Annotated in this window: 19 protein-coding genes; 7 read left to right on the top strand and 12 right to left on the bottom strand. The window is 73.1% G+C overall.

Going from position 1 to position 25670, the window contains the following annotated elements:
* The first annotated feature begins 97 nt into the window (after positions 1-97).
* Positions 98-1039: a hypothetical protein gene (locus tag ACFYNO_RS09155; RefSeq protein WP_388007789.1), complete on the top strand. Its 942-nt coding sequence runs from the start codon at positions 98-100 to the stop codon at positions 1037-1039.
* A 65-nt stretch (positions 1040-1104) separates the two neighbouring features.
* Here the strand turns inward: ACFYNO_RS09155 and ACFYNO_RS09150 are convergent, their stop codons facing one another.
* The 7 genes from ACFYNO_RS09150 to ACFYNO_RS09120 all read right to left on the bottom strand — a co-directional run bounded on the left by ACFYNO_RS09150 (position 1105) and on the right by ACFYNO_RS09120 (position 10503).
* Positions 1105-2907 carry a putative Ig domain-containing protein gene (locus ACFYNO_RS09150; RefSeq protein WP_388007786.1) on the bottom strand — a complete coding sequence of 601 codons (1803 nt, stop codon included), beginning with the start codon at positions 2905-2907 and terminating at the stop codon, positions 1105-1107.
* Between the two features lie 129 nt (positions 2908-3036).
* Positions 3037-3936, bottom strand: coding sequence for a DeoR/GlpR family DNA-binding transcription regulator (locus ACFYNO_RS09145; protein ID WP_388007783.1), 900 nt, complete (start codon positions 3934-3936; stop codon positions 3037-3039).
* 80 nt (positions 3937-4016) lie between these two features.
* Positions 4017-5822: a beta-galactosidase family protein gene (locus ACFYNO_RS09140; RefSeq protein ID WP_388007780.1), complete on the bottom strand. Its 1806-nt coding sequence runs from the start codon at positions 5820-5822 to the stop codon at positions 4017-4019.
* Between the two features lie 34 nt (positions 5823-5856).
* Complete coding sequence (locus tag ACFYNO_RS09135; protein WP_388007777.1) at positions 5857-6762, bottom strand: carbohydrate ABC transporter permease; 906 nt, start codon at positions 6760-6762, stop codon at positions 5857-5859.
* Entirely contained in the window at positions 6759-7673 is a 915-nt protein-coding gene (locus ACFYNO_RS09130) for a carbohydrate ABC transporter permease (protein ID WP_388007774.1), read from the bottom strand. Before ACFYNO_RS09130 ends, ACFYNO_RS09135 begins: the two co-directional genes overlap by 4 nt.
* A gap of 155 nt (positions 7674-7828) precedes the next feature.
* Entirely contained in the window at positions 7829-9139 is a 1311-nt protein-coding gene (locus ACFYNO_RS09125; protein WP_388007771.1) for an ABC transporter substrate-binding protein, read from the bottom strand.
* 359 nt (positions 9140-9498) lie between these two features.
* Entirely contained in the window at positions 9499-10503 is a 1005-nt protein-coding gene (locus ACFYNO_RS09120; RefSeq protein ID WP_388007768.1) for a LacI family DNA-binding transcriptional regulator, read from the bottom strand.
* Positions 10504-10888: 385 nt separating this feature from the next.
* On the opposite strand from ACFYNO_RS09120, the gene ACFYNO_RS09115 reads away from it, so the two are divergent.
* The 3 genes from ACFYNO_RS09115 (at position 10889) to ACFYNO_RS09105 (ending at position 15594) form a co-directional block, all read left to right on the top strand.
* On the top strand, positions 10889-13870 hold the full coding sequence (locus tag ACFYNO_RS09115) for an RICIN domain-containing protein (protein ID WP_388007765.1): 2982 nt from the start codon (positions 10889-10891) through the stop codon (positions 13868-13870).
* A 187-nt stretch (positions 13871-14057) separates the two neighbouring features.
* On the top strand, positions 14058-14948 hold the full coding sequence (locus ACFYNO_RS09110) for an SDR family NAD(P)-dependent oxidoreductase (protein ID WP_388007762.1): 891 nt from the start codon (positions 14058-14060) through the stop codon (positions 14946-14948).
* Between the two features lie 67 nt (positions 14949-15015).
* Entirely contained in the window at positions 15016-15594 is a 579-nt protein-coding gene (locus tag ACFYNO_RS09105; RefSeq protein WP_388007759.1) for a TetR/AcrR family transcriptional regulator, read from the top strand.
* Positions 15595-15738: 144 nt separating this feature from the next.
* On the opposite strand, the gene ACFYNO_RS09100 is transcribed toward ACFYNO_RS09105, so the two are convergent.
* Positions 15739-16998, bottom strand: a complete 1260-nt coding sequence (locus ACFYNO_RS09100) for an FAD-dependent monooxygenase (protein ID WP_388007756.1) — start codon at positions 16996-16998, stop codon at positions 15739-15741.
* A 309-nt stretch (positions 16999-17307) separates the two neighbouring features.
* Here ACFYNO_RS09100 and ACFYNO_RS09095 point away from each other — a divergent pair, with 309 nt between their 5' ends.
* Together ACFYNO_RS09095 and ACFYNO_RS09090 are read left to right on the top strand one after the other, a co-directional pair.
* Positions 17308-17715 carry a hypothetical protein gene (locus tag ACFYNO_RS09095; protein WP_388007753.1) on the top strand — a complete coding sequence of 136 codons (408 nt, stop codon included), beginning with the start codon at positions 17308-17310 and terminating at the stop codon, positions 17713-17715.
* A gap of 134 nt (positions 17716-17849) precedes the next feature.
* Positions 17850-20198 (top strand): FdhF/YdeP family oxidoreductase, encoded by a 2349-nt coding sequence (locus ACFYNO_RS09090; RefSeq protein ID WP_388007750.1) that lies wholly within the window; start codon positions 17850-17852, stop codon positions 20196-20198.
* A gap of 22 nt (positions 20199-20220) precedes the next feature.
* Here ACFYNO_RS09090 and ACFYNO_RS09085 read toward each other — a convergent pair whose 3' ends face one another.
* The 3 genes from ACFYNO_RS09085 to rpe all read right to left on the bottom strand — a co-directional run bounded on the left by ACFYNO_RS09085 (position 20221) and on the right by rpe (position 23789).
* The gene (locus ACFYNO_RS09085) at positions 20221-21921 is read right to left on the bottom strand and encodes an FUSC family protein (protein WP_388007747.1); all 1701 of its coding nucleotides are present in this window, start codon (positions 21919-21921) and stop codon (positions 20221-20223) included.
* A gap of 186 nt (positions 21922-22107) precedes the next feature.
* Positions 22108-23070, bottom strand: coding sequence for a pirin family protein (locus ACFYNO_RS09080; RefSeq protein WP_388007744.1), 963 nt, complete (start codon positions 23068-23070; stop codon positions 22108-22110).
* A 35-nt stretch (positions 23071-23105) separates the two neighbouring features.
* Positions 23106-23789: a ribulose-phosphate 3-epimerase gene (rpe, locus tag ACFYNO_RS09075; protein ID WP_388007741.1), complete on the bottom strand. Its 684-nt coding sequence runs from the start codon at positions 23787-23789 to the stop codon at positions 23106-23108.
* Positions 23790-23966: 177 nt separating this feature from the next.
* On the opposite strand from rpe, the gene ACFYNO_RS09070 reads away from it, so the two are divergent.
* A complete protein-coding gene (locus ACFYNO_RS09070) occupies positions 23967-24821 on the top strand; it encodes a hypothetical protein (protein ID WP_388007738.1) in 855 nt (284 codons plus the stop codon).
* Here ACFYNO_RS09070 and ACFYNO_RS09065 read toward each other — a convergent pair.
* Positions 24787-25593: a class I SAM-dependent methyltransferase gene (locus tag ACFYNO_RS09065; RefSeq protein ID WP_388007735.1), complete on the bottom strand. Its 807-nt coding sequence runs from the start codon at positions 25591-25593 to the stop codon at positions 24787-24789. The genes ACFYNO_RS09070 and ACFYNO_RS09065 overlap by 35 nt on opposite strands.
* Positions 25594-25670 lie beyond the last annotated feature (77 nt).

Raw genomic sequence — 25670 nt, 5'->3', positions numbered from 1 at the left:
CACCGCCGCGTTCCAAGTGAGGCTCCAGCACCGGCCGGGGCCCACGGCGGATCGCGTCCTTCCCCCGCGATGCGGGTAGCGTTCATACTCGACCATCATGGAATCGGCGAGGCGGCGGACGCTCGAGCGGGAACTGGCGCACGCGATGCGGACCGGCCCGTTCTCGGCGCTGCTGCACCTCGCGATCGAGGCCAGCGCCCTGACGCTGGATGAGCTGCAGCACCGGCTGACGGCCCACGGGGTGCGCGTCTCGGTCTCGACCCTCAGCTACTGGCGTCGGGGGCGCAGCCGTCCGGAGCGGCCCGAATCGCTGCGCGCCGTCCGGCTGCTGGAGAAGATCCTCGAGCTGCCCGAGTACGCCCTGACGGCTCAGCTCGGACCGCAGCGCCCTCGCGGCCGCTGGCTGACCCATCCGGCCGGCGGACTGGACCTGTCGGCGGCCTACGGCGGCGGTCCCGAGTTCGAGGCGCTGCTGAACGACGTCGAGACCCCGGTTCACAACGGCCTGACCCGCCTGAGCGTCCACGACCTCTACTCCGTCGGCCCGACCCGTGAGGAGCTCGGCCTCACCACGCGTGCTGTGCTGCGCGCGCACGCGAACCGGGTCTCCCGGTTCACGGTCACCTACCGGCAGGAGGATCCCGCCTCCCGGACGCCCCGGCTGCGGGCCGTGCGCGGCTGCCGGGTCGGTCGGGTCCGGGCCGACCTCGCGGCCGGGTTCCTGGTCGCCGAACTGGTGCTGGACCGGGTGCTCGACCGCGGCGACACGGCGGTCGTGGAGTACGAGGCCTCGGACATGGCCTTCGGCGAGGTGGACTACTACTACCGCGTCTTCCCGGCGCCGGTGGGCGAGTACCTGCTGCAGGTGCAGTTCGACCCCGCGGCGGTGCCGGCCCGCTGCTGGCGCTACGAGCGCAGAACGGTCAAGGAGCCGGACAGGCGGGTGGGGGAGGTATGGGTCGGCGGGACCCAACTGGCCCATGTGGTCGCCCTGGACGTGTCGCCGAGCGTGCTGGGGATGCGCTGGGAGTGGGACTGAGCGGGGCCGCCGGGCCCGGGACGGCTCCCGGGCCCGGTGGCCGTGCCGCAGTGGGGCCGGGCCGGTCAGAACACCTGGTAGGTGAAGGTGGTGGAGCCCGTGCCGCCCCCGCCGTCGCTCGCGGTGACGGTCACCTGGAAGGCGCCGCTCGCGGTCGGGGTGCCGGAGATCCGGCCGCCCGGGGTGATCGAGACGCCGGCCGGCAGGCCGGAGGCGGTGAAGGTCAGCGGCAGGCGCGCGCTGTCGGTGGCGTTGATCTGGATGACCAGGCCGTAGTAGACGGAGCCGTACTGGGTGCCGGGGTTGGCCACGGTGACGGTGCCGCCCCCGCCGCTCCCCGTGACGGTCAGCGTGTAGACCGCCGAGTGGGCGGTGCTCCCGGCGGTGCCGGTGACCGTCACCGGGTAGCTGCCGGTCGGCGTCGTCGCGGCGGCGCCGATGGTCAGGGTGGAGCCGCCGCCGGCGGTCACCGTGGCCGGGCTGAAGGTCGCGGTCGCGCCGGAGGGCAGCCCGCTGACGGACAGTTGGACGCTCACCGCGGACCCCGCGGTGACCGCGGTGGAGACCGTGGAGGTGACCGACTTGCCCTGGACGGCGCTGCCGGAGGCCGGGGCGAGCGAGACCGAGAAGTCGTTGGCCGGCGGCGGCGGGGGGTTGCCGGCCTTGAAGGCGGCGGTGCCGATCGGGGTGCCGAGCCCGGTCGGGCCGTCCCAGCCGGTGCCGGCGGTGCAGATCGGCGCGCCGCAGGGCCCGTTGGTGCCGGCGGTGACGTCGTTGAACTTGTCGGCGTGCGCGTAGGGGTAGGCGACCGGGTTGTCGCTCGCGCCCGGGACGCCGGCGAGGGCCCAGATCGAGGAGATCACCGGCGTGGCGAGACTGGTGCCGCCGTACTGCAGCCAGCCGTTCTCGCCGTAGCTGTCGTAGATCGCCAGGCCCGTCTGCGGGTCGGCGACCGCCGACACGTCCGAGGTCGCGCGCTTGGCGCAGGAGGTGTTCACGCTCTGCTGGTACGAGGGCTTGGCGTAGGTGCCCGAGCAGCCGCTGCCGGTGCCGAGCGCGCCGGCCGTGCTGCTGCCCCAGACCGTCTCGGTCCAGCCGCGGGTGTTGGCCGCCTTCCGCAGCGAGGTGCCGCCGATGGAGACGACGGTGGGCGAGCTCGCCGGGTACTGCGTGTCGGCGCCCGACTTGCTGCCGTAGTCACCGGTCGCCGCGGCGATCATCACGCCGGGGTGGTTGTAGTGGACGTCGGTGCCCGACGGGACGTCGGACTCGGAGTCGGAGTAGCTGTTGGAGACGAACTTGGCGCCGAGCTGCACGGCCTCGTCGACGGACGCGCCGAGGTTGACGTCGAGGTTGCTGTCCGCCTCGACCAGCAGGATGTGGCAGCCGGGGCAGGCCGCGCTGACGGCGTCGAGGTCGAGGGTGATCTCGGTCCCCCATCCGGTGTCCCCCTTGGGGTAGCCGGACCCGCCCCGCTGGTCGACCTTCTTGAAGCAGCCGTTGGCGGTGGTGCACGCCGACAGGCCGAACTGGGACCGGTAAGTGGCCAGGTCCGACTCGGCGTTCGGATCGTCGTAGGCGTCCACGACGGCGACGGTCTGGCCGCTGCCGGGGTTGGTGCCGAGGCCGTAGGCGGACTGGATGTCGGCCGGACCGTAGCCGTTGGGCGCGGCGGGCCGGGCGGCACCGGTCGCCGCGGAGCCGACCAGTTGTATCGCGTTGCAGTGGGCGTGCCCGGCCTGCTCCGTCGCGCAGGAGGCCGGGGCCAGTCGCGGCGCGGGCGCTGCCGCGGCCGGAGCGGCCGGGGCCGCCGCTCCGGCCGCGGCCAGGATGAGGACCGCCGCACCGCTGGGGAGGATTCGTCGCACCAAGTACTCCCGTTCGCTGGATTCGTCGCGGGAGCGCCCGACAGGCGCCGCCGCGGGGGGTGAAGGCAGCGTCAAGGATCAAGGCCCTTACTGGAAAGGCCGTTTCACAGGCGTGCGGCGGTTCGCCTGTCAAAACTGTGGAACGGCCCGAATACCTCGAAGGCCAGGGGAGGCAACCGGTTCGGCCTCGTCCCAGCTGCTCGACCGGAGCGGTCCGCCCAGGTCCGCCCGCCCGATCGCCCTCAGTACCGGATGGAACGGGGCGAGGCGGGCGTGCCGCAGGTCCGGGTCGGTGAAGACTTCGTCGAGCTCCGTGAGCGCGGCGAAGGGCACCAGGGACCGGGCACCGAGGACGGCGGGTTCGGCCAGCAGGACCCGGCGGTCGGCGACCCGCAGCAGGAGCCCCCGCATCTCGGCGTCGAGGTGGTCACGGACCGTCAGCCCCAGCTCCGGGTCGGCGCCTTCGCAGTCGACGAAGGCGGTGTGGAGGCAGAGGCCTTCCAAGGACGCGGTGGCGAGGGGGCCGACCAGGCGGCCGGTGGGGCCGTACTGGCCACCGGTGAGCAGGACGGAAGGGCCTGCCGCGCCGCGCTGCCCGAGCGCGTCGGCGGCGGCGAGGGAGTTGGTGACGACGGTGATGTCCCCGCGGTGCGCGAGCTCCTCGGCGAGTGCGACCGCGGCGCGGCCGCCCATCAGGCCGATGGCCGTGCCCGGCGCCACGGCGGCGGCCGCGGCTCGGGCGATCACCCGCAGCACGGCGCAGTGTCCGGCGCTCCCGGAGCTGGGACCGGAAGGCGGGTTCTGCTGTGCCGCCGGACGGGCGGTGGACACGGCGCCGCCGTGGACCCTGCGGGCGTCTCCCTCGGCCGCCAGCACGGCGAGGTCGCGCCGGATGGTCCCGCCCGACACGGACAGGCGCCGGCTCAGGTCGTTTGAGCGGACCGCGCCGTCGCGGTGCAGCTGGGCACGGATCTCGTTGCGGCGCTGCTGGGTGAGCAGGACGGTCTCGGCCGCGGTGGTGGTGGGCATGGCGTCTCCTTGTGGTCCCCCGGCCGGGGCCGTGCCGGAGCCGCCGGGGGCCGACCGGCCTGGCGGCCGGGGGTTCGGGGTCAGCAGTCGGGGGCGGGCGCGGTGGGTCCGAGCGCGGGCTCGTCGCGCAGTTCGACGGTGAGCGGGGTGGTGGCGGCGCTGAGGTCGAGGACGGTGATCTCGTTGGCGCCGGCCTTCCAGAGGGGGGCAGGAGCGTAGAGGGTCTGCTGCGGTCCCTTGTCGGTCCACAGGCGCCCGAGGAGGAAGCCGTTGAGCCAGAGCAGGGTGCGGCCGCTGGCGGGGACGGCGAGGAACGCATCGGCGGGTCGGGGCAGTTCGACGGTGGCCCGGTGGAACGCGATCCCCTCGGCGGGTGCGGCGCCCTCGGGCAGGGCGATCGGGTCGTCGAGCGGCAGCACCCGGATGTCCCAGCCGAACAGGGAGCGCTTGTCCAGGCGCACGGCGCCGACCAGGCCCTTGCGGTCGGCCAGGTGGGGCCCGTAGTTGACCCGGCCGAACGGCTCCACCAGGATCTCCAGTTCGGCGCCGCCCTCGGGGACGGTGATCTTGACCGTCGGGTCCGGGTCGTCCCGTTCGATGGTGGCGAGGTGCCTGCCGTCGAGGAAGACCTGGGCGAGGTCGCGGATGCCGTCCACGGTGAGGACGCCGTCGCCGGCGGGGCCGGTGATCCGGTGGCGGTAGTGGACCAGGCCGTGGCCGAAGCCGAGCTTCTCCATCGGCGCGGGCGTCGGGCGGCGCACCGGCTCCGACAGCGCGTCCAGGCGGTCCAGCAGGCCGGCGACGGGCCGGGCCGGCACGGTCTGCGGGGCGACGCGGGGCAGGAGTCCGGGCAGCGGCTGCTCGGCGACGGGGACGTGCTTGGCGATGACCTCGCGGAAGCGGTGGAACTTCTCGGTCAGTTCGCCGGCCTCGCCGACGGGTGCGTCGTAGTCGTAGCTGGTGGTGGTGGCGGCGTAGCCGGGCTGCCCGGAGGTCTCGCCGGTGTGGTTGGCGCCGGCCCACCAGCCGAAGTTGGTGCCGCCGTGCGCCATGTAGATGTTGACGGAGCCGCCGGCGGCGAGGATCTCGTCCAGGGCCCGGGCGGCATCCTCGGCGGCGCGGACGTGGTGGGGGGTGCCGTGGTGGTCGAACCAGCCGTTCCAGAACTCCATGCAGACCAGCGGTTCGCCGGGCCGGAACGCGGCGAGTTCGGCGAAGGCGTCGGCGGCGCGGGAGCCGAAGTTGGCGGTGGCGAGCACACCGGGCAGGGTGCCGTCGTGCAGCATGCCCGGCTCGGGTCCGTCGGAGGTGAACAGCAGGCCGTCGATGCCGCGGGCGGCCAGTCCGTCCCGCAGGTGCCGCAGGTAGTCCCGGTCGGTGCCGTGGCTGCCGTACTCGTTCTCGATCTGGACGGCGACGACCGGTCCGCCCCGCGAGGCCTGCAGCTCGGCGATGACGGGGATGAGCTGGTCGAACCACTGGTCGACGGCGGCCAGGAACGCCGGGTCCGAGGTGCGCAGTTGGACGTCCTCGTCGGCGAGCAGCCAGGCGGGCAGACCGCCGAGGTCCCATTCGGCGCAGATGTACGGTCCGGGGCGCACGATCACGTCCAGTCCCAGGGCCCCGGCCTGGCGGATGAACGCGGCGGCGTCGTACCAGCCGTCGAACCGCGCCGGGCCCGGGACGGGCTGGTGGAAGTTCCACGCGATGTAGGTCTCGATGGTGTTGCACCCCATGGCCCGCACCCGCTCCAGCCGGTCCCGCCACAGGTCGGGATGGATGCGGAAGTAGTGGATCGCGGCGGAGACGATGCGGTGCTCCCGGCCGGCCCGCAGGAAACGGGTGCCGTCCGTGGTGAGTGCCGCGTGGTGGGCGTTGTTGAGCACAGGGCTTCCTCTGGATCAGGGGCGTGGGGCGGGTCTACTTGACGCTTCCGGCGCTCAGGCCGGCCCGCCAGAAGCGCTGCAGGCACAGGAAGGCGAGCAGCAGCGGGATCACGGACAGGAACGCTCCGGTGATCGGGAGCATCGGGGGGACGCCGTTGGCGAACTCCGAGCGCCACTGCACCAGGCCGACGGTCACGGGCAGCTTGGCCGAGTCGTTGAGCATCAGGGAGGGCAGCAGGTAGTTGTTCCAGATGGCGACGAACTGGAACAGGAAGATGGTCACGGCGGCGGGGCCCATCAGCGGCAGCGCGATCCGGAAGAAGGTGCGCTGCTCGCCGGCGCCGTCCATCCGGGCGGCTTCGAGGAGTTCGTCCGGGATCGAGGCCGCGGCGTAGACACGGGAGAGGTAGACGCCGAAGGGGCTGACGAAGCTGGGCAGCAGCACCGACCAGTAGGTGTTGGTGAGGTGCAGCTTGGCCATGAGCAGGAAGAGCGGCAGGGCGAAGAGCGGGGCGGGGATGAGCACCGAGGCCAGGATCGCGTTGAAGGCCGTCTCGCGGCCGCGGAAGCGGTACTTGGCGAGCGCGTAGCCGGCCATCAGGGAGAGCAGGGTGCCGGCGGTCGCGCCGACCAGGCTGTACAGGGCGCTGTTGGCCAGCCAGGTGCCGAAGATCGCGTGGTCGAAGGTGAAGACCTTGCTGACGTTGCCGCCCAGGTCGAAGTTCGAGAACCAGAGCGGGTTGCCGTGGTACAGGTAGCCGGAGCCCTTGGTCGCGGAGACGAACAGCCACCACAGCGGGATCACCATGTACAGCGCGGTCAGGCCCAGCACGGTGTTGACGACCAGTCGCCCGGCCAGCGGGTCGGCGGTCGCGCCGCGCCGGGCGACGGCCGGCCGGGGCGCGGCGGCGGCGCTCCTGGTGGTGGTGTGGGTGGTCACGAGTCCGCCGCCTTCCGCTGGGTGAACTTGAGGAATCCGAAGGACAGGACGAGCGTCACCAGGGCCAGCAGCACTGCCTCGGCGGCGGCGAGGTTGGGCTGGGCGCCGGAGTTGAGCAGGGTGGTGTTCATGATCGGCGTGAACTTGCTGGACGCGCCCGGGATGCGGGCCGCGTAGAGGACGGCGGGCTCGGTGTAGAGCTGGGCGGTGCCGATGATGGAGAAGACCGTGGTCAGGACCAGGGCCGGGCGCACGAGCGGGACCTTGACGTGCCAGGCCAGTCGCCAGCCGGAGCAGCCGTCCAGCGTGGCCGCCTCGCTCAGCTCCGGCGGGATCGCCTGCAGCGCCGAGTAGATGATCAGCATGTTGTAACCGGTCCAGCCCCAGGTGATCATGTTGCCCACCGAGGCCGTGATCCAGCCGGGGGACATGAAGTCGGTGTGGATGCCGATCGCGGCCAACGGGCCGGTGAACGGGGAGAGGTCCTTGACCAGGAGGAAGGACCACATGACGGCGGCGATCGCGCCGGGCAGCGCGTAGGGCATGAACAGCGTGAGGCGGAACAGGCGCTTGAACCGGGCGGAGCGGGAGTCCAGCAGCAGCGCCAGCAGCAGGGCCAGGCCGAGCATCACCGGCACCTGGACCACGCCCAGCAGGGCGACCCGGACCAGGGCGGAGGTGAAGTCGTGGTCCCCGAGCGCCTGGGTGAAGTTGGAGAATCCGGCGTAGACCGTGCTCTGGGTGCCGCCGAACAGCCCGGCGCGGTGCACGGTGTAGAAGCTCTGGTAGATCGCGTAGCCGATCGGGGCGACCATCATCGCAACGAACAGCAGGCCGAACGGAAGCAGGAAGCCCCAGGCGTGCACGGTGGTGCGGCGCACGGACCAGCGGCGGGTCGTCGTAGTCGTCATGGCAGGTCCTTGGTGTCGGGAAGCCGGTCCCCCGGGGTCTCGCGTCCCCGGGGGACCGGCGGTGTCTTCCGGCTCGGCCGTCGCTCCGGGCCGGAAGGCGGCGTCCGTCGGCCAGGGGCGACGGACAGTGCGTGGCTGCGGCGGGGGCGGGCCGGTCAGCCGTTGCTGACGGACAGTCCGAGGTTCTTGATGGCGGCGATGGTGTTCTTCTGCACGGTGGCGGTGGCGGCGGCGTAGCTGCTCTTGCCGATCGCGTCGGTGTAGTCGGACTCCATCTGGCCGAAGGTCGGGCCGACGACCCAGTTGGTCGGCACGTTCGCGGCGGACTGCTTGAACACGTCGTAGATGTTCTGGGTCCCGTAGTAGGGGTCGGCCTGGCTCAGCAGCGGGTTGGACTGGCCGGCGGTGGAGGCCGGGTACAGGCCGCCCTCCTTGATGCCGGTGGTGACGGCGCCGGTGTCGGTGGCCATCCAGACCGCGAACTGCTCGGCCTGCTGCGGGCTCTTGCAGCCGCGCAGCACCGAGGTGTCGGAGCCGCCGCTGTTGGCGCTGGCCTTGTCGGAGGCCGACCAGGTCGGCATCGGCGCGACCGCCCACTTGCCCGCCAGGTCCTTCAGGTCGTCCTTGATGCCGGCCGAGGCCCACACGGCGTTGACGAAGGTCAGGACCTTGCCCTGCTCGGCGGCCTTCTCGAAGCTGGCGTCCCAGGCGTTGCCGGAGTTCATCACCAGCTTCTGGTCCTTGAGGGTCTGCCAGTACTGGGCGACCTTGGCGGTGCCGGGGTTGTCCACCGACACGGTCCAGGAACTGCCGCTGGTGGAGAACCACGGCTGGCCGGCCTGCTCGGCCAGGGCCGACATGTCGTAGGCGTCCTGGGGGGCGTTGCCGAAGGCGACGGTCGGGTCGGCCGCGGCGACCTTCTGTGCGTCGGCCTGGTACTCGTCCCAGGTGGCCGGGGGCTTGGTGATGCCGTACTTGGCGAACAGGTCGGTGCGGTAGAACAGGGCCATCGGGCCGATGTCCACCGGGATGCCGTAGACCTTGCCGCCGGCCGTGGACGCCTGGGCGGCCGACGGCGCGAACTTCGCCATGTCGCCCTGGGCGTACTGGGTGATGTCCACGAGCGCGTTCTTCACCAGCATCGACGGGATGTCGTTGTAGGTCACCTGGGCCAGGCAGGGGCCGTTCCCGGCGGCCAGCGCGTTGGTCATCTGGTCGTAGCCGCCCTTGCCGCCGGACGGGATCTTCTTGAAGGTGACGTGGACGTCGGGGTGGGCGGCGTTCCACTGGTCGACGATCTTGTCGTAGCCCGGGGCCCAGCCCCAGAACTCCATGCTGACCGGCCCCGCCGGGGCCGGGGAGCCCGCGGCCGAAGAGCCCGACGACGAGCTGGAGCAGCCGGCCGCGGTCAGCAGGGCGAGCACCGCGGCACCCGCGGCGGTGGACTTGGACGAGAACTTGCGCATGGCTTCCTCACTGGGGGGATGTGGGTGGCGCGTGGTGCGGGACGGGCGGACGGACCGGTCCGGCCGTGGGGGGACGAAGGCTCGGGCGGCCCCGCCTCGGGTACTTCGACGGATGGGGGGAACCCTGGCCGGCTGCGCGGGTGTGGTCACCGCGGGGTCCAGCGGGTGTGACGGGCACGCTCGACCGCGGCCCGGTGGCCGGGCCGCCGCCGCGGACGGGTGGTGGGCAGCCCCGGGTGCCGCCGAACGGCGGGGCCTCGGCGCGGGCCGCCGGGACGGTGGTGCTCATGGTGCGGGTGGGTGCGTCGGTGCTGGCACTTTCCTCCGGGGAGCGGTGGGGCGGCTGGAGCGGGAACGGATCAGGCCGAGGGCGGCGGCCCGCTGCTGGCCCGGACGGTCAGGCTGGGGCGCAGCAGCGAGATGGCGTTGGTCGGGGGCTTTCCGGCGTCGACGGCGCGCAGCAGGAGTTCCACGGCCTGCTGCGCCATCTCGCGGGTGGGGAATGCGACGGTGGTCAGGGCGGGTTCGCTGTGGCCGACCAGGGCGAGGTCGTCGAAGCCGACCACGCTGACGTCCTCGGGCACGCGCCGCCCCGTCCGCGCCACCGCGTCCAGCGCGCCCAAGGCCAGGACGTCGCGGGTGGCGAAGATCGCGGTGAGCCCGGGATCGGCGGCGAGCGCCGCGCTGGCGGCGGCGAAGCCGGCGGAGGCGTCGTCACTGGCCGGTGTGAACACCATGCTGTCGTCGATGTCCAGCCCGTCCGCGGCGAAGGCCCGGCGCAGGCCGGCGACGCGCGGTGCGTGGAACGGCAGGGAGGCCACCACCGCCACCTTCCGGTGGCCCAGGTCGCGCAGGTGGCGACCGGCCAGGAAGCCGGCGGCCTCGTAGTCGATCGACACCACCGGCAGGCTCTGCGGCGGATCCACCTCCCAGGCGAACAAGCCGACGGGGAACTGCGCGGCGGCCAGCAGCGGCAGCTGCTGCACCACGCCCGCGTCACCGGCGACCAGCAGCGCGTCGACCGCTCGTGCCGTGAGGTTCTCCAGGTGCGCGCGGGCGTACTCCGGGTCGTGCCGGGTGGTGGCCAGCAGCAGGTTGTAGCCGTGCCGGACCAGCACGTTCTCCACCTCCTCCACGACCGAGGAGTAGAAGGGGTCGGCGACCGACGGCACGAACAGTCCGAACGTCATCGTCGTACCGGTGCGCAGCGAGCGGGCGAGCAGGTTCGGCTTGTAGCCCAGCTCCTCGATCGCCGCGTTCACCTTGGCGGCCGTCTCCGGCCGCACCGACTTGCCGGCCAGCACGTTGGAAACGCTCTGCTTGGTGACCCCTGCCCGTTCGGCCACCTCTGCCATCGTCACCATCGGCCACCCCTGCGTTTATCGATCCACGAAAGTGAGCGTCAGCGTAGACAGCGCTGCGCGAGGAGCACAAGCCTCCGGGCGAGATTGACACCCTCCCCGTGACATTCACCCGCCACCTGGCCCTCGGTCGCGTCCGCCACCTGCAGTTTTCACTCTACGGAGCCGAACCCGTTGACGCCTTCGGAGATCCGGGACTACCCTCCCGGCTACTTGACCGGCGTAGATCGGTCAACGCACCGGGGCTCACCTTCCCTCCCGGACGCGCAATCCGACAACGCGTCAACGGCGTTGCGCGTACCCCGTCCTCCCCTTCTCCCCTCGTCACTCCGTCGCTGCCGAGGGCCCTCTCCTTCTCCCCCACAGAACAGACTTGAGAGGCGTTCTGATGAGACGAACCCGCGGACTCCGCCCGCCCCTGGTCACCACGAGCGTGCTCGCGCTGGCAGCCGCGATCCTCGGGCCGGTGACCGCCGCTCCCCCCGCCCTGGCCGCCACCGCCGGCCGGATCACCACCGGCGGCAAGTGCCTGAACGACGCCAACTCCGGTACCGGCAACGGCAACAGCATCAACGTGGCGGACTGCGACAGCAGCTCCGGCCAGAGCTTCAGCTGGAACACCGACGGCAGCATCACCGTGCTGGGCAAGTGCCTGGACACCACCGGCGGTTCCAACGCCAGCGGCACCGCCATCGAGCTGTTCGACTGCTCCTCCGGCTCGGCCGAGCAGAAGTTCGCCGCACTGCCCGACGGCACCGTCTACGCGCCGAAGTCCGGCAAGTGCCTCCAGGTCCAGGGCACTTCCGTCACCGACGGCGCCACGGTCGGGCTGGAGCCCTGCGATCCCGCGCAGGCCCTGCAGCAGTTCTCCGCGGCCACCGCCCCCGCCGCGCCCTACAGCATCTCCGCGACCGCGATGACCAGTGGCGGTTTCAGCGGCAGTGACAGCCCGTCGATGCCCTACATCGACAAGAACGGGCAGTTCTACTACCAGGACGCCTACTCCGGCTACGGCGCGACCGAGGGCCACGTCTGGCTCTTCCAGACCGGGGCGAACATGTCCAGCTCCAGTGCCGCGTCGATCAACACCTCGGTGAACCCGAACAACCCCGCCGACGCCAACAACAACACCGTCTGGCGCTGCAACAACGGCCCGACCGGCAAGGGCTCCACCCCCGGCGGCTACGCCTACGGCGACTACTGCGACCTGGTCGGGGTGTGGGTCGACCCCGACACCGGCTGGTGGTACGGCCTGGTCCACAACGAGTTCGACATGAGCCCGTTCGGCGACTCGGCGCACTTCGACGCCATCGACTACGCGGTCTCCAAGGACCAGGGCGCCACCTGGGCCATCACCGACCACGCCATCACCTCCCCGTACGGCACCGCGCGGCCGAACAACCAGCTGTGGACCACCGCCTCCAGCGGCCCGGTGCAGAGCGGCAACACCTGCCTGGACATCACCGGCGGCGGCACGGCGGCCGGCACCGCCGTCGGCACCTACGGCTGTACGGGCGGCGCCAACCAGAAGTGGACCGCCACCAACGGCGAACTGGTCAACCCCGCCTCCACCCTGTGCCTGACCGCCTCCGGCAGCACCACCGGCAGCACCTTCACCATCCAGTCCTGCACCGGCTCGGCGGCCCAGCTGTTCACCCCGGCCGCCTCCGGCGCCAAGGGCCAGATCAAGGTCACCGGCACCACCACCGAGTGCCTCGACGGCAGCAGCGGCCTGAAGCTCAACACCTGCAACGACCCGTCCCAGGACGGGCGCACCGCCTTCCCCAACCAGACCTACTACTGGGGCGACGGCGACCCGCGCCTGTACACCGACTACCGCTCCGGCTACTTCTACGTCTTCTACACCTCCCGCCTGGTCGACCAGGGCGGCGGCTGGGCCGCGTTCGAGGAGCACGTCGCCCGTGCCCCGATCTCGCAGAAGATGGCGCCCTCCTCCTGGCAGAAGTGGTACGACGGCTCCTGGTCGACCGCGGGGGTGGGCGGCGCCGAGTCCGACGTCATCCCCGCCGACGGCGGCGGCCCGGGCTACCTGCCCCCGGCCGACAGCTACTCGCCCGGCACCACCGGCAACGTCAAGTCCCAGGTCGCCGCGGGCACCGCACCGGCCATGTCGCAGCTGTCGTTCATGAACGTCATCTACGACGCCTACCTCGGCAAGTACATCGGGACCCCGGAGAGCGACTACCCCTCCGGCGGAGCCCCGCAGCACATCTACGCCACCAGCGACCTGGCCACCGAGCAGTGGACCGACCTCGGCCCCGTCGGCACCAGCCAGACCTCCTGGTACCGGATGCTGGTCGACCAGCAGAACCTCACCAGTAGCACCACCACCGGCAGGACCGTCCGCATGTACTGCAACATCTCCTGCGAAAACGGCGGCAGCGGCTACACCGACATCACCATCTCCCCCACCGCCGCCGGCTCCCTGCCCGCCACCCCGGTCACCACCGGCACCGCCTACCGGATCGGCGCCGGCAACGGCCAGTACCTGGCCCAGAGCGGCACCGGCCTGACCACCACCACCTCCGCGACCGGCACCAGCGGCCAGTGGACCTTCACCCCGACCGGCGACGGCTTCTACACCGTCGCCAACGCCGGCAGCGGCCAGGTCCTCGGTGTCGACTCCACCGGCAACGCCGGCCGCGCCTGGGGCGCCACCGTCACCCCGGCCGCCGCCGGCAGCAGCCCGACCGTCGGCCAGCAGTGGTCCGTCCAGGCCGTCCTGAGCACCCCGGCCGACAGCGGGGCCACCACCCCCACCGGCACCTACCGCCTGGTCAACCGCTACAGCGATCTCGCCCTCAGCCTCACCGGCGGCGCCACCTCCCCGGTCGCCACCGCCCCCCAGCGCAACTGGGACAACGCCGGCACCAGCGGCGACACCCGTTCCAGCTCCGCCCAGACCCTGGCCCTCACCGCCGTGGGCAGCACCAGCACCAGCCTCAACGGCACCCGCACCCTGACCATCTCCGGCCAAGCCCTCGACGACCCCAACTGGTCCACCGCCACCGGCACCCAGCTGGACACCTGGACCGCCAACGCCGGCAGCAACCAGAACTGGACCTTCACCCAGCAGTCCGACGGCTCCTACCAGATCGCCAACGCCTACTCCAAGCTCTGCCTCGACGACGCCGACAACAGCACCACCTCCGGCACCAGCGTCATCCAGTGGACCTGCGCCGGCGCTGACAACCAGCACTGGAAGGCCACCCTCCAGCCCGACGGCAGCTACACCCTCACCAACGTCCACAGCGGCCTGCTGCTGACCACCGCCTCCAGCGCCAGCGGCGCCCTGGTCACCCAACAGACCAGCTCCACCACCGCCCTGCAGCGCTGGACCGTCAACTAGCCGTCCGACCCGCTCTCCTGAACCGCGACGCCCCGCAGGCCAACAGCCTGCGGGGCGTTCGCGCCCGACTGCAGCGCCGGAGCGTGCAGCAGCACCCCGAGCCGATTCTAAGCGGATGGTTCATCCGATTTCGTGCTACCGTCCCAGCAAGCGGATGAACTATCCGAATATCTGAGTGGAGGCGCACATGGCGAAGACAGCTGTGGTCACGGCGGGGACGGGCGGCATCGGGCTGGAGACGGCCCTGGGACTGGCCGACGCCGGGTTCTCGGTCACCGTGGTCGGACGCGACGCCGACCGCGGTGCCCGGGCGGTCGGCCGGATCAACGCGACGAACCCGGCGCATCCCGGACGGTTCCTGGCCGCCGACCTCGGCTCGCTCGACCAGGTGCGCGTGCTCGCCGACCGGATCGCCGCCGAGCACGCGGCCTCCGGCGACCCGCTGACCGTGCTGGTCAACAACGTCGGGGCGATGTTCCCGCAGCGACGGACCCTGGACGGCATAGAAGCGTCGTTCGTCGTCAACCACCTCTCGCCGTACCTGTTGACGGAGCTGTTGCTGCCCACGCTGACCAGCGGTGCGCCGAGCAGGATCGTGAACGTGACCTCGGGCGCCGTCGGGCTCGCGAAGAGGGCCTTCGACGCCGTCGAGCCGCCCGGCGGCTACTACGGGTTCCACTGGTACGGCCGCGCCAAGCTCGCCAATCTCGCCTACACGCTCGACCTGGCGGACCGGCTGAAGGGCACGGCCGCCTCCGTCTTCGCCGCCGACCCGGGAGGCGCCGCGACCGACATGACCAACGGCACCATGACCGACCCGAAGATCGTCTCGCCGGCCCTGCGACTGCTGTGGCCGCTGGTGCGCCGCAGGTTCGACCGCTCCACCTCGGGTCCGGCGTCCGTGGCTGCCCGGCCCTCGATCGTCGCCGCCACCGACGAAGCCCTGGCGGGCCGGACCGGCATCGTCGTCGGGGCCCGGGCACGCCCGGTGACGCCGCTGCGCGCAGCAACCGACCCCCGCATCGCCCAGGCTGTGCGCCGGCTCAGCGAGCGGTACGCACCTGTCACCGTCAGCTGACCCCGCCAGGCGGTATCGGTGCTGTCGGCGGCGTCATCCGGATGGAGAATCCGGTTAGCATGTCCCCATGACGACGCCCCTGCGCAAGGACGCCGCCCGCAACCGGGACCGGATCGTCGCGGTCGCCCGCACCCTGGTCGACCAGGGCACACCCCTGCAGCTGAACGACGTCGCCGGCCGCGCCGGACTCGGAGTCGGCACCGTCTACCGGCACTTCGCCACCCCCGAGGCGCTGCTGGAGACCGTCGCCACTCCCTGCCTGGAAGCCCTGGCCGACCACGGCCGGCAAGCCCTGACCAGCACCGATCCCTGGCGCGCCCTCGAAGGCTTCCTGTACCGCACCGTCGAGGCCCAGGTCACGGATGCGTCCCTGGCCCCGGTCGCCGCGGCGGCCACCGACGCCCTGCCGCGCACCACGGAACTCAAGGAGACGCTTCGGTCGGTCGGCACCGCACTCCTCGACCGGGCTCGCGATGCCGGAGCAGTCCGACGCGACCAGGCCGCCGGCGACCTCGTCCCGCTCATGTGCGGCATCGCCTACGCCGTCGACGTCCACGGCGGCACACCCGCCGACCGGATCGACACCGCACACCGCTACCTGGCCACCCTCCTCGAAGGACTACACACCCCGCCACACCACGCGTGAGAACACCGCCCGCGCACCAACCGGGGTGATCCGCACCTGCCGCGCCGGGTCGGGCGCCGTTTGGAGTGCTGGTTCCTTCCCCAGGGTCGTCTCCCGCGTTCCGGCGGGGAGCGTGGCAGTGCTGGGGCCGGCGGCCACGCGCTGTCAGCGTGCCTCGGAACGCGGGACGGTCCAGGAAGGACGGTCGTTGACGTCAGCGACCGTGGCCAGGGACAGCTTCTTGTAGCGCTGGGAGAGGGCGGCGGCCCGCTCGGCGGGAAACGCGCCCTCGTGCTCGGCCGCGCGGGCGATGATCTCCTCCGGCCCGAGGGCGCGGTTGGCCAGGACCAGCTCGTTCAGGACCGGCCGGCGCAGCTCGTCGTACGTGCGCAGGGCGGCCACCGGATCGGCCTCCCGTGCCAGGCACCAGGCCAGGACCCGGGCGTCGACAACGGACTGCGAACCGCCGTTCATGCCCATCGGGAGCATCGGGTGGGCGGCATCCCCGAGCAGGGTGACCCGCCCCTCGCTCCAGGAGGGCAGCGGGTCGCGGTCGACCATCGCGTACGCGAGGACGGTAGCGGTGCGCCCGACCAGGGCGGGCAGGTCGATCCACGGCAGCTGCCACTCGCGCACCCGGGCCCGGGCCTCGGCCGCCGTGACCAGTCGGACGTCGGCGGGGGCGGCGCAGTGCCCCGGCACTGCTGCGGGCGGCTCGTCGGGTACCTCCAGCACCCAGTTCAGCAGGTCTTCGCCAGGCCCGGTGGCCGGGGCGATCGGGTAGGCGACGAACTTCGCCCCGGGCGTGCCGCCCGCCACCACCAGCGAGCGGCCGTCGAGCAGCCGCGGGTGGGGCGCGACACCGCGCCACATCACGACGCCGTGCCGGCGCGCGGCGCCCTCGCGCGGGTGGAGCCCGGCCCGGACGACGGAATCGATCCCGTCGGCGCCGACCAGCACCTCGGCCTCCTCCACCGCCACCGCCCCGCTCGGCCGGTCCAGGAAATGGGCCCGGACACCGCCCGGCACCGCCTCGAAGTGCCGCAGCCGCCGCCCGGTACGCACCGCGTCCGGTCCCAGCCGCTCCCGCACCGCCGCCAGCAGCAGGGTGTGCAGGCGGCCGCGGTGCACCGAGTACTGCGGCCACCGGTAGCCGGCCGCCGTCCCCACCGGCTCCTCCCACACCGGCGCCCCGGACCGGTCGTAGTAGCGCAGCCGCTGCGGCGCCAGGCCGATCGCGGCCAACTCCTCGGCCAGGCCCAGCTCGGCGAGCTCCCGGACGGCGTGCGGCAGCAGATTGATTCCCACACCCACCGCCTCGATCGTCCGCGCCGACTCGCTCACCCACGGGCGGAACCCCGCCGCGTGCAGGCTCAGGGCACAGCTCAGTCCCGCGATACCGCCCCCGACGACGCCCACTCGCACCGCAGCCTCCCTCCCCTCCTGCTGCGCCCGAACGGCGCAGCCCACAGCCGAACGTACCCGCACTGCCGCGCCAACCAGGGGCCGACCGTCGAACAGCCGTCCCCCGCACGGCAGATGACATGCTGCCAGCCGTCCGGACGAAGGCGGCCCGCCCAGTCGGCCGGCGACCCGAACGGGTGAACCTCCTCTGATGCGACGGATCCGCCCCGGGCCGGTCGGTCAGCCCGCCGGTGAGCGCCCGTCGACGTTCTTTCTCCACACGGAACAGCCCTGCCCGGTGCGCGGCCCACGCCGGCGGCGGTCAAGTTCATGCCCAACGTCGCCGAGGAGAGCGTGCCGCGCATGACCGTGGTCGCCGCCCGCCTCACCGCCGACGGACGCGACGAGGGCGTGTTCCCCTTCCTGCTCCCGCTGCGCCGCTCACAGCAGGACCCGGTCGGGGTCCGGGTGCACCGCTTGCCCGACAAGGGCTTCTGCCCCATGGACAATGCGCTGATCCGCTTCGACGGCGCCGTGGTGCCCGAGGACGGCTGGCTCGCCGGCGGCATCGCCCACTTCGATGCCGACGGCTCCTTCCACAGCAGCCAGGAGAGCCTGCGCTCACGCTTCCACCGCACGATCGAACAGCTCCACACCGGCCGTGTCGGGCTCGCCTGCGGCACGCTCGCCGCCGCCCGCTCGGCACTATCGACCGGGACAACGTCCGAACCCCGCTGACCCGCGCCATCGTCTCGACGAGCACGATCCGCACCGACCTGGCTTCCTTGAAGTCGAGGCCCTGGCCGAGCACCCTGATCACCGGGAGCCACAACCGTGGCGAGACCGGTGCCCGACTCCGGAAGGCGACCACCGTGCACTCCGTCGAAGAGCCCAATGACCGGCCCGCGCCCACCACGGCCGGCGGCATCGAGCCGAGCGTCGGCGCCGCACCCGCCGGCGCACCGTCCTTCGAGCCCTACCACCATCCGGCGGCCGGCTGGGGTGCGGCCAAGAGCGTCACCAAGTTCCTGGTCCGCGAGGGCGAGTACCTGGACGGGCCGCGCGCGATCATGAAGATGAACCACGAGAACGGCGGCTTCGACTGCCCGGGCTGCGCCTGGCCGGACGACATCAAGGGCCTGAAGCTCGACCTGTGCGAGAACGGCATCAAGCACGTCACCTGGGAGATGACCCGCAAGCGGGTCGGCGCGGAGTTCTTCGCCGCGCATACCGTCACCGAACTCGAACAGTGGTCCGACTTCGCGCTGGAGGACCAGGGCCGGCTCACCGAGCCGATGGTCTACGACCCCGCCACCGACCGCTACGTCCCGATCGCCTGGGCGGACGCCTTCGAGCTGGTCGGCCGCACCCTTCGGGAGCTGGACGACCCGAACCAGGCCGCCTTCTACACCTCCGGCCGGCTGGGCAACGAGGCCACCTTCCTCTACCAGCTGATGGCCCGTGAGCTGGGCACCAACAACCTGCCCGACTGCTCCAACATGTGCCACGAGGCCAGCGGCCGCGCCATGCAGGCCTCGCTCGGCACCGGCAAGGGCACCGTGGACCTGAAGGACTGGGAGTCGGCCGACGCCCTGTTCATCCTGGGCGTCAACGCCGCCTCCAACGCCCCGCGGATGCTCACCGCGCTCGCCGAGGCGCACAAGCGCGGCGCGCAGATCGTGCACGTCAACCCGCTGGTGGAGGCCGCCGCCCGGCGCACCATCATCCCGCACGACTTCGTCGACATGGCGCTGAACAAGGCGACCGCGACCAGCACGCTGAACATCCAGCCGCGGATCGGCGGCGACATGGCCCTGCTGCGCGGCATCGCCAAGGCCGTGCTGGAGTCCGCCGGCACCGACCCGCAGGCGCTGGACAGCCTCTTCATCGAGCGCCACACCAGCGGCTTCGAGGAGTACCGCGCGGTCTGCGAGGCCACCGGGTGGGAGGAGATCGAGCGGCAGAGCGGCGTGCCCCGCGCGCAGATCCTGCGGGCCGCCCGGATCTACCGGGACGCGGACCGCAGCATCATCAGCTGGTGCCTGGGCGTCACCCAGCACGAGCACGGCGTGGACACCGTCCGGGAGATCGTCAACCTGCTGCTGCTGCGCGGCAACCTGGGCCGGGAGGGCGCGGGCCCCTCGCCGGTGCGCGGTCACAGCAACGTCCAGGGCAACCGCACCTGCGGCATCGACCACCGGCCGGCCCGGGCCTTCCTCGACCGGCTCGCCGAGGTCTGCCGGATCGACGTCCCGCGCGAGCACGGCAAGGACACCGTCGCCACCATCGAGGCAATGAACCGCGGCGAGGTCCGGGTCTTCGTCGGCATGGGCGGCAACTTCGCGCTGGCCGCGCCCGACACCGTGTACACCTACGCCGGGCTGCGCGCCTGCGAGCTGACGGTGCACGTCTCCACCAAGCTGAACCGCAGTCACCTGGTGCACGGCCGGCAGGCGCTGATCCTGCCCTGCCTGGGCCGCACCGAGAAGGACCTGCAGCGCGGCGGCGAGCAGCAGACCTCGGTCGAGGACTCGATGAGCATGGTCCACCTCTCCAAGGGGATGAAGCGCCCGGCCTCCACGCAGCTGCTCTCCGAGCCGGCGATCATCGCCGGCCTGGCCGCCGCCGCGCTGCCGCAGAGCGGGACGCCGTGGCAGTGGTACGTCGAGGACTACGACCGGATCCGCGACACCATGGCGCAGGTCCTGGACGGCTTCGAGGACTTCAACCGGCGGGTACGGCTGCCGCTGGGCTTCAGGATCAAGCAGCCCGCCCGCGAGCTGGTCTTCCTCACCCCGTCCGGCAAGGCCGAGTTCTCCGCCGCCCCGCTGCCCGACGTGGTCCCCGCCCCCGGCACCCTGGCGCTGGGCACCATGCGCTCGCACGACCAGTGGAACACCACCATCTACTCCGACGACGACCGCTACCGGGGCGTCAAGAACCTGCGCACCCTGGTCTTCATGAACCCGGACGACATGCGCGAGCGCGCCATCGCCCGGTTCGACCCCTGCGAGATCACCGCCACCGCCCGCGACGGCTCCACCCGGTCGCTCAGCGGCTACCTCGCCATCCCCTACGACATCCCGCGCGGCTGCGCGGCCGGCTACATGCCGGAGATGAACGTGCTCTGCGCGATCGGCGACTACTCCACCCAGAGCGACCAGCCGATCATGAAGCACCTCAAGGTGACCATCGAGCCCACGCCGGCAGGCGCCCGCTGAACAGCTCGGCCACCCGTGCCGGTCAGCCGTGGTGGAGGCGGTCCAGCAGCAGGTAGGCGCGCTCCTCGGCGGCGGCGAGCACGGCCGGGTCCACCCCGGCCTCCCACAGCTCGCCCGCCGCCGCGTCGTCGGCCTCGCGCAGCTCCACCACGGCGCTCGCCAGCCGGACCTGCACCTCCGGCGACCCGCCGCCGGGCCCGGCCAGCGCGCCTTCGGCCGCCCGCACGGCCGCCGCGCAGGCCGCCAGCGCCCGGTCCACCCGCACCGCCGCCCGGTCGTGCACCACCAGCAGGGCGCAGAGCAGCCCGACACCGATGCCCAGCAGGCTGCCCAGCCCCCGGTCCAGCACCAGGTCCTCCGTGGAGGTCGGGGCCGCGAGCTCGCTCATCAGCAGCGCCAGCGGCGTCACGAACACCACCCCCAGCGCGTAGTTGCGCACCACCAGGTACTCCAGCCCGAACTCCAGCAGCACCACCACCAGCACCAGCGCCACCGGCCCCGGCCGCGCCGCCAGCACGGCCACCGCGATGCCCAGCCCGGTCAGCGTGCCCAGCGTGCGCTGGACGGCCCGCTGCACCGTGGTCCGCACGTTCACCGAGTGCAGCACGGCCGCCGCCGAGATCGCCGCCCAGTAGCCGTGGCCCAGCCCCAGGCCCAGCGCCAGCAGCCCGGCCGCGCCCGTGCCGAGAGCCATCCGCAGCGCCGGGACCGCGAAGATCCCGAGCCGCCGCCCGTGGCCGCCGAGGAGTTCGGCCGCCCGGCCGCCGACGGCCGGCCCGCGGCCGCGCCGGGACAGCCAGAGGTCCGCCAGCAGCACCGGTGAGCGCCGCCGGTCGCCCAACAGGCGGCCCTGCGCCCGCAGCTGCCCCGCCAGCGCCGCCCGGTCCCCGGCGGGCCACCGGGCCGAGCCGACCAGCACCGACCACGCCAGGTCCGCCAGCGCCAGGCACACCCCGCCGCGCACCGCCCGCTCCCCACCGCCCGGCGGCCGCGCCCCCAGCGTGCCGTAGGCGGCCAGCACGAGGGCCGTCGCCCGGTACCGCGCCCGGGTCCGGCCGATCCGCGGATCGGCCTCCAGCAGTTCGGCCACCGCACGCAGCGCGGCGGCGACCGCCAGGCGCTGCGGCCGGTCGGGGTGCCAGAGCCGGCCGGCCAGCGACAGCGCGTACGCGGTCGCCGCGCCCACCGCGGCCACCGCCGTCCGCTGCAGCACATCGGTCCCGCTCGGCGCGCCGTTGGCGGCGACGGCGAAGGAGAACAGCACCAGCACGGCACCCAGCCCGCTCAGCCGCGCCGCGTCACAGGCGAACTTCGCCGCCCCCGCCACCGCCCCCGTGGCCACGACCACCACGGCCGCACCCCATCCGCCCTGCTCGGGCCGCACCACCCACGCCAGCAGCGACCCGGCGCCCACCGCGGCCGTCATGGCGACCGCCACCAGCGCCAGCACCCACGCCCGCCGCCGGTAGGCGAGCCCGCGCCCGAAGGTCGTGGTGAACGCCCCCAGCATCGCGTACACCGCCAGCCGCGCCTGCTCGCCCACCACCAGCGGCAGCGCGGGCAGCGCCATCGCCAGCGCCGCCCGCACCGCGAACCCCAGCGCACCGTCCACGGGCACCAGCACCAGCGCACCCCGCGGCGACACGGCCCGCACCACCCCGGCCCTCGACAGCCGCCGGGGACCGGAACGCGGAGCGGGGGGCGAAGTGCGTGGCACGGGCATACCTGCTGTATACCAGCCCTGACCAGGCCCGAAGCCGCCCGCACGGTGTTGCTCCGGATCTCCCCGGACAGTCAGCAGAAGGTCAGCATCGGTACGAGCAGACCCCGTTGTCCGCGTGTGAACCTGAGAACAGGTCACCCTCCCCCGGGACGCCTGAACCGGCCGCCAGCCGCACGTTTCCGCAGGTCAGCTCTCCCGCCCCCGCGCCCGCAGCACCCCAGGCGGCAGCGCCGGAGCGTGCAGCCGCTCCCCGTCGTACCCGTGCACCGCACCGAACCGGTCGCCCGTCTCCCAGTCCTCCCGCGCCTGCGCGATCTCCTCGTGCGTGCGGCCCACGAAGTTCCACCACATCACCAACCGCTCCTCGAACGGCTCCCCGCCCAGCAGCAGCAGCGACGCGTCCGTCCGTGCCAGCAGCGGCAGTTCGCGCCGGCCGCAGCCCAGGTAGAGCAGTGAGCCGGGCTCGACCCGCACGCCGTCGACGTCGACGCTGCCGCTGATTGCCAGGGCGGCGTACTCGAAGCCCGGGTCGAGCGGGAGGTGCCGGACGGTGCTGGACTCGGCGAGGGTGAGGTCGACGCCCATCAGCGGCGTGTACGTGGTCCCCGGCGAGGCGGCGCCGTCGACCGACCCCAGGATCACCGTGCCGTGCAGGCCGGCGATCGAGACCGTGGGCAGCTCGGCGTGGTGCTCGAAGGCGGGGGCGGTGTGGCGGTGGGCGTCGGGGAGGGCGACCCAGAGCTGGGCGCCGTGCAGCAGGCGGGCGTGCTCGCGCGGGGACTCCTCGGAGTGCGAGATGGCCCGGCCGGAGGTCATCAGGCCGAGCTGGCGCGGCCGCACGGTCTGCAGGCTGCCGAGGCTGTCGCGGTGCAGCACCTCGCCGTCGTGCAGCCAGCTGACGGTCTGCAGGCCGAAGTGCGGGTGCGGCGGCACCTGCATGCCGGGCTCGTCGGCGATGTCGTCGGGGCCGTAGTGGTCGACGAAGCACCAGGCGCCGACCATCCGGCGGCCGAGGGTGGGCAGCAGGCGCCGCACCTGGGTGCTCTCGCCGAGCTGCACGGTCCGACCCGTCAGCAGGTCGCGGGTCGGACCGGCGCTGGCGTCGCCGCCGCACAGGGTGGTCACGGGCTTGAGGTCGAGGTTGCTCACCCGCCCACCGTAACCCGCCGGCCCCCTACGCAGCGTCAGTGCGAGCAGGCCCACCCGGCGTTGGCGGTGGCGGCCTCGGCCTGGGCGCGCAGGGCGCGCACCGCCTCCGCCGGGTCGGCGGCGCCGTAGACGGCGGAGCCGGCCACGAAGACGTCGGCGCCGGCCTCGGCGCAGCGCTCGATGGTGCTCGCGGAGACGCCGCCGTCGACCTGGAGCCAGAGGTCCAGGCCGTGCTTGCCGATCAGCTCCCGGGTGCGGCGGATCTTGGGCAGCATGATGTCCAGGAAGGCCTGGCCGCCGAAGCCGGGCTCGACGGTCATGATCAGCACCATGTCGAGCTCGGGCAGCAGGTCCTCGTAGGGCTCGATCGGGGTGGCGGGGCGCAGCGCCATCGAGGCGCGGGCGCCCTTGGCGCGGATCTCCCGGGCGAGCCGGACCGGGGCGGCGGCGGCCTCCACGTGGAAGGTGACCGAGCCGGCGCCGGCCTCCACGTACTGGGGGGCCCAGCGGTCGGGCTGTTCGATCATCAGGTGGCAGTCGAGCGGGGTGCCGGTGGCCCGGGCCAGCGACTCGACCACCGGTACGCCCAGGGTGAGGTTGGGCACGAAGTGGTTGTCCATCACGTCGACGTGCAGCCAGTCGGCGCCGCGCACCGCCTCGGCCTCCTGGGCGAGGCGGGCGAAGTCCGCGGACAGGATGCTGGGGTTGATCTGGGCCATGGCCGACTACCTTCACGCGAGTACGAGAGCGAGTGCGGCCCCATCATCGCGCGCCGCACCGCCGGCCACCGCACGGCACGGCCCCGGGTGATCGTGATCACACCGCGCCCGGGGTTACCGGCGGCGCCGCCGTGGCCATCAGACCTGAGCATCCCCAGCAGCGAGGAAGGTCTCCCGATGTCCGCTCCCGTCCCGCCCGCCCGCGCGCTCTGGCGGCTCTTCGAGCCGGTGTACGCCGTGGCCTTCCTGCAGCCCGAGAGCCGGGCCGAGTTCGAGGCGGCGGGGCTGGACGGCGGCTGGCGCGGCTACTTCGCCGGCCGCGCGGCCCCGCTCGGCGCGGTGGACGCGCCGACCGTGGTGGCCGCGTTCTTCAGCTTCGCCCCGGCGATGGTCGAGCGCGCGGTGCCGCGGGTCTGGGCGCACGCCTCCCCCGAGCAGGTGCTGGCGGCCCGGACCAGGGGCGCGGCGGCGGCGCTGGCCCGGCTGCTGGAGCCCGTGCCGGCCGAGCAGGTCGAGGCGGCGGCCGCGGCGCTGGAGGCGGCGGTGGGCCGGCTGGACTGCGCGGGGCGGGTGCTGGGCGCGGCCAACGCGGCACTCCCCCGGCCGGCGGACCCGTACGGACGGCTCTGGCAGGCGGCGAGCACACTGCGCGAGCACCGCGGGGACGGCCACCTGGCCGCGCTGGTCTCGGCGGGGCTGGACGGCTGCGAGGCGCCGGTGCTGCACTGCGCGCTGGACGCCAGCCGCGAGGTGCTGCAGCCGCTGCGCGGGTGGACGGACGAGGAGTGGGAGGCGGCCGGGGCGCGGCTGGCGGAGCGCGGCTGGCTGACGGCGACGGGCGAGGCCACCGAGCTCGGCCGGCTCCGGCACCGGGCGGTGGAGGAGGCCACCGACCTGGCGGCGGGCCGGGTCTGGGCGGCGCTGACCCGCTCCGAACTCGACGGCCTCGCGGCAGCCCTGCGGCCGATCGCGGTGCTCTGCCAGGAGCGGATGCCGATCAACCCGCTGGCGATGCCCCCGCTGGACGCGTAGCGAGCTCCAGCACCAGCACGTCGTACCGCTCCAGCACCGGCCCGCCGCCGCCCGCCGCCGCGGCAGCGGCCAGCCGGGCCAGTCCCGCCGCGAACTCCCCCTCGCTCAGCGCCCGCAGCTTGGACTCGGCGCGCAGCGCGTACCGTTCGCGCAGTTCGGCGAGCGAGCCGGCGATCGGCTGGGCGAAGGAGTGCACGGCCAGCAGGCCGAAGCCCGCGCCGGCGAAGTCGGCGACCAGCTCGGCCTCGCCGGCGAACCGCCGGGAGTCCACCGCGAGCAGCTGCGGCCAGTAGGTGTAGACGGGGCTGTCCAGCCGCTCGCGCACGGTGGTGCGGATCACCACCCGGCTGCCGGGGCGCAGCACCCGGGCGAGTTCGCGGGCGGCGGCGGGGCGGTCGGGCAGGTGGTGCACCACCCGGGAGAGCAGCGCGCCGTCGCAGGAGGCGTCGGGCAGCGGCAGGGCGTCGGCGGGGCCGGGCAGGTAGCGCACCCGGGGGTGCGGGTGGTGGCGGGCGGCCTCGGCGAGCATCGGCCCGCTGGGGTCGACACCGGTGACCTCGGCCCCGGGCAGCCGGTCGGCGAGCGCGGCGCAGAACACCCCCGTCCCGCAGCCGACCTCCAACGGGCGCTCCACCGGCCCCAGCTGACGGATGATCAACTTCGCCCAGGCGCCCAGACCTTCCGCCGGCAGGGCGTTGCCGCGCTCATAGGCGCCGGCCAACCCCGGGTCACGGTGCGCGATGGCGCCACTGTTGCCCTCGGTACTGCTCACAGGAATCCCCCAGCGGTTCGCTGCTCGTAGACTTACAATACATTGTGCCTCGAAATTGCGATGCCGCTTCTCCGGAG

It is taken from the genome of Kitasatospora sp. NPDC006697, assembly GCF_042869935.1.
Classification (GTDB): domain Bacteria; phylum Actinomycetota; class Actinomycetes; order Streptomycetales; family Streptomycetaceae; genus Kitasatospora.
This window is presented reverse-complemented; position numbering and strand designations above follow the sequence as displayed.

Excerpts from the sequence above, each read along its gene's own strand:
- ACFYNO_RS09155 (WP_388007789.1), top strand. The coding sequence starts at position 98 with ATGGAATCGGCGAGGCGGCGGACGCTCGAGCGGGAACTGGCGCACGCG.
- ACFYNO_RS09105 (WP_388007759.1), top strand. The coding sequence starts at position 15,016 with ATGACGACGCCCCTGCGCAAGGACGCCGCCCGCAACCGGGACCGGATC.
- ACFYNO_RS09130 (WP_388007774.1), bottom strand. The coding sequence starts at position 7,673 with ATGACGACTACGACGACCCGCCGCTGGTCCGTGCGCCGCACCACCGTG.
- ACFYNO_RS09070 (WP_388007738.1), top strand. The coding sequence starts at position 23,967 with ATGTCCGCTCCCGTCCCGCCCGCCCGCGCGCTCTGGCGGCTCTTCGAG.
- ACFYNO_RS09095 (WP_388007753.1), top strand. The coding sequence starts at position 17,308 with ATGCCCAACGTCGCCGAGGAGAGCGTGCCGCGCATGACCGTGGTCGCC.
- ACFYNO_RS09110 (WP_388007762.1), top strand. The coding sequence starts at position 14,058 with ATGGCGAAGACAGCTGTGGTCACGGCGGGGACGGGCGGCATCGGGCTG.
- ACFYNO_RS09115 (WP_388007765.1), top strand. The coding sequence starts at position 10,889 with ATGAGACGAACCCGCGGACTCCGCCCGCCCCTGGTCACCACGAGCGTG.
- rpe (WP_388007741.1), bottom strand. The coding sequence starts at position 23,789 with ATGGCCCAGATCAACCCCAGCATCCTGTCCGCGGACTTCGCCCGCCTC.
- ACFYNO_RS09120 (WP_388007768.1), bottom strand. The coding sequence starts at position 10,503 with ATGGTGACGATGGCAGAGGTGGCCGAACGGGCAGGGGTCACCAAGCAG.
- ACFYNO_RS09145 (WP_388007783.1), bottom strand. The coding sequence starts at position 3,936 with ATGCCCACCACCACCGCGGCCGAGACCGTCCTGCTCACCCAGCAGCGC.
- ACFYNO_RS09085 (WP_388007747.1), bottom strand. The coding sequence starts at position 21,921 with ATGCCCGTGCCACGCACTTCGCCCCCCGCTCCGCGTTCCGGTCCCCGG.
- ACFYNO_RS09125 (WP_388007771.1), bottom strand. The coding sequence starts at position 9,139 with ATGCGCAAGTTCTCGTCCAAGTCCACCGCCGCGGGTGCCGCGGTGCTC.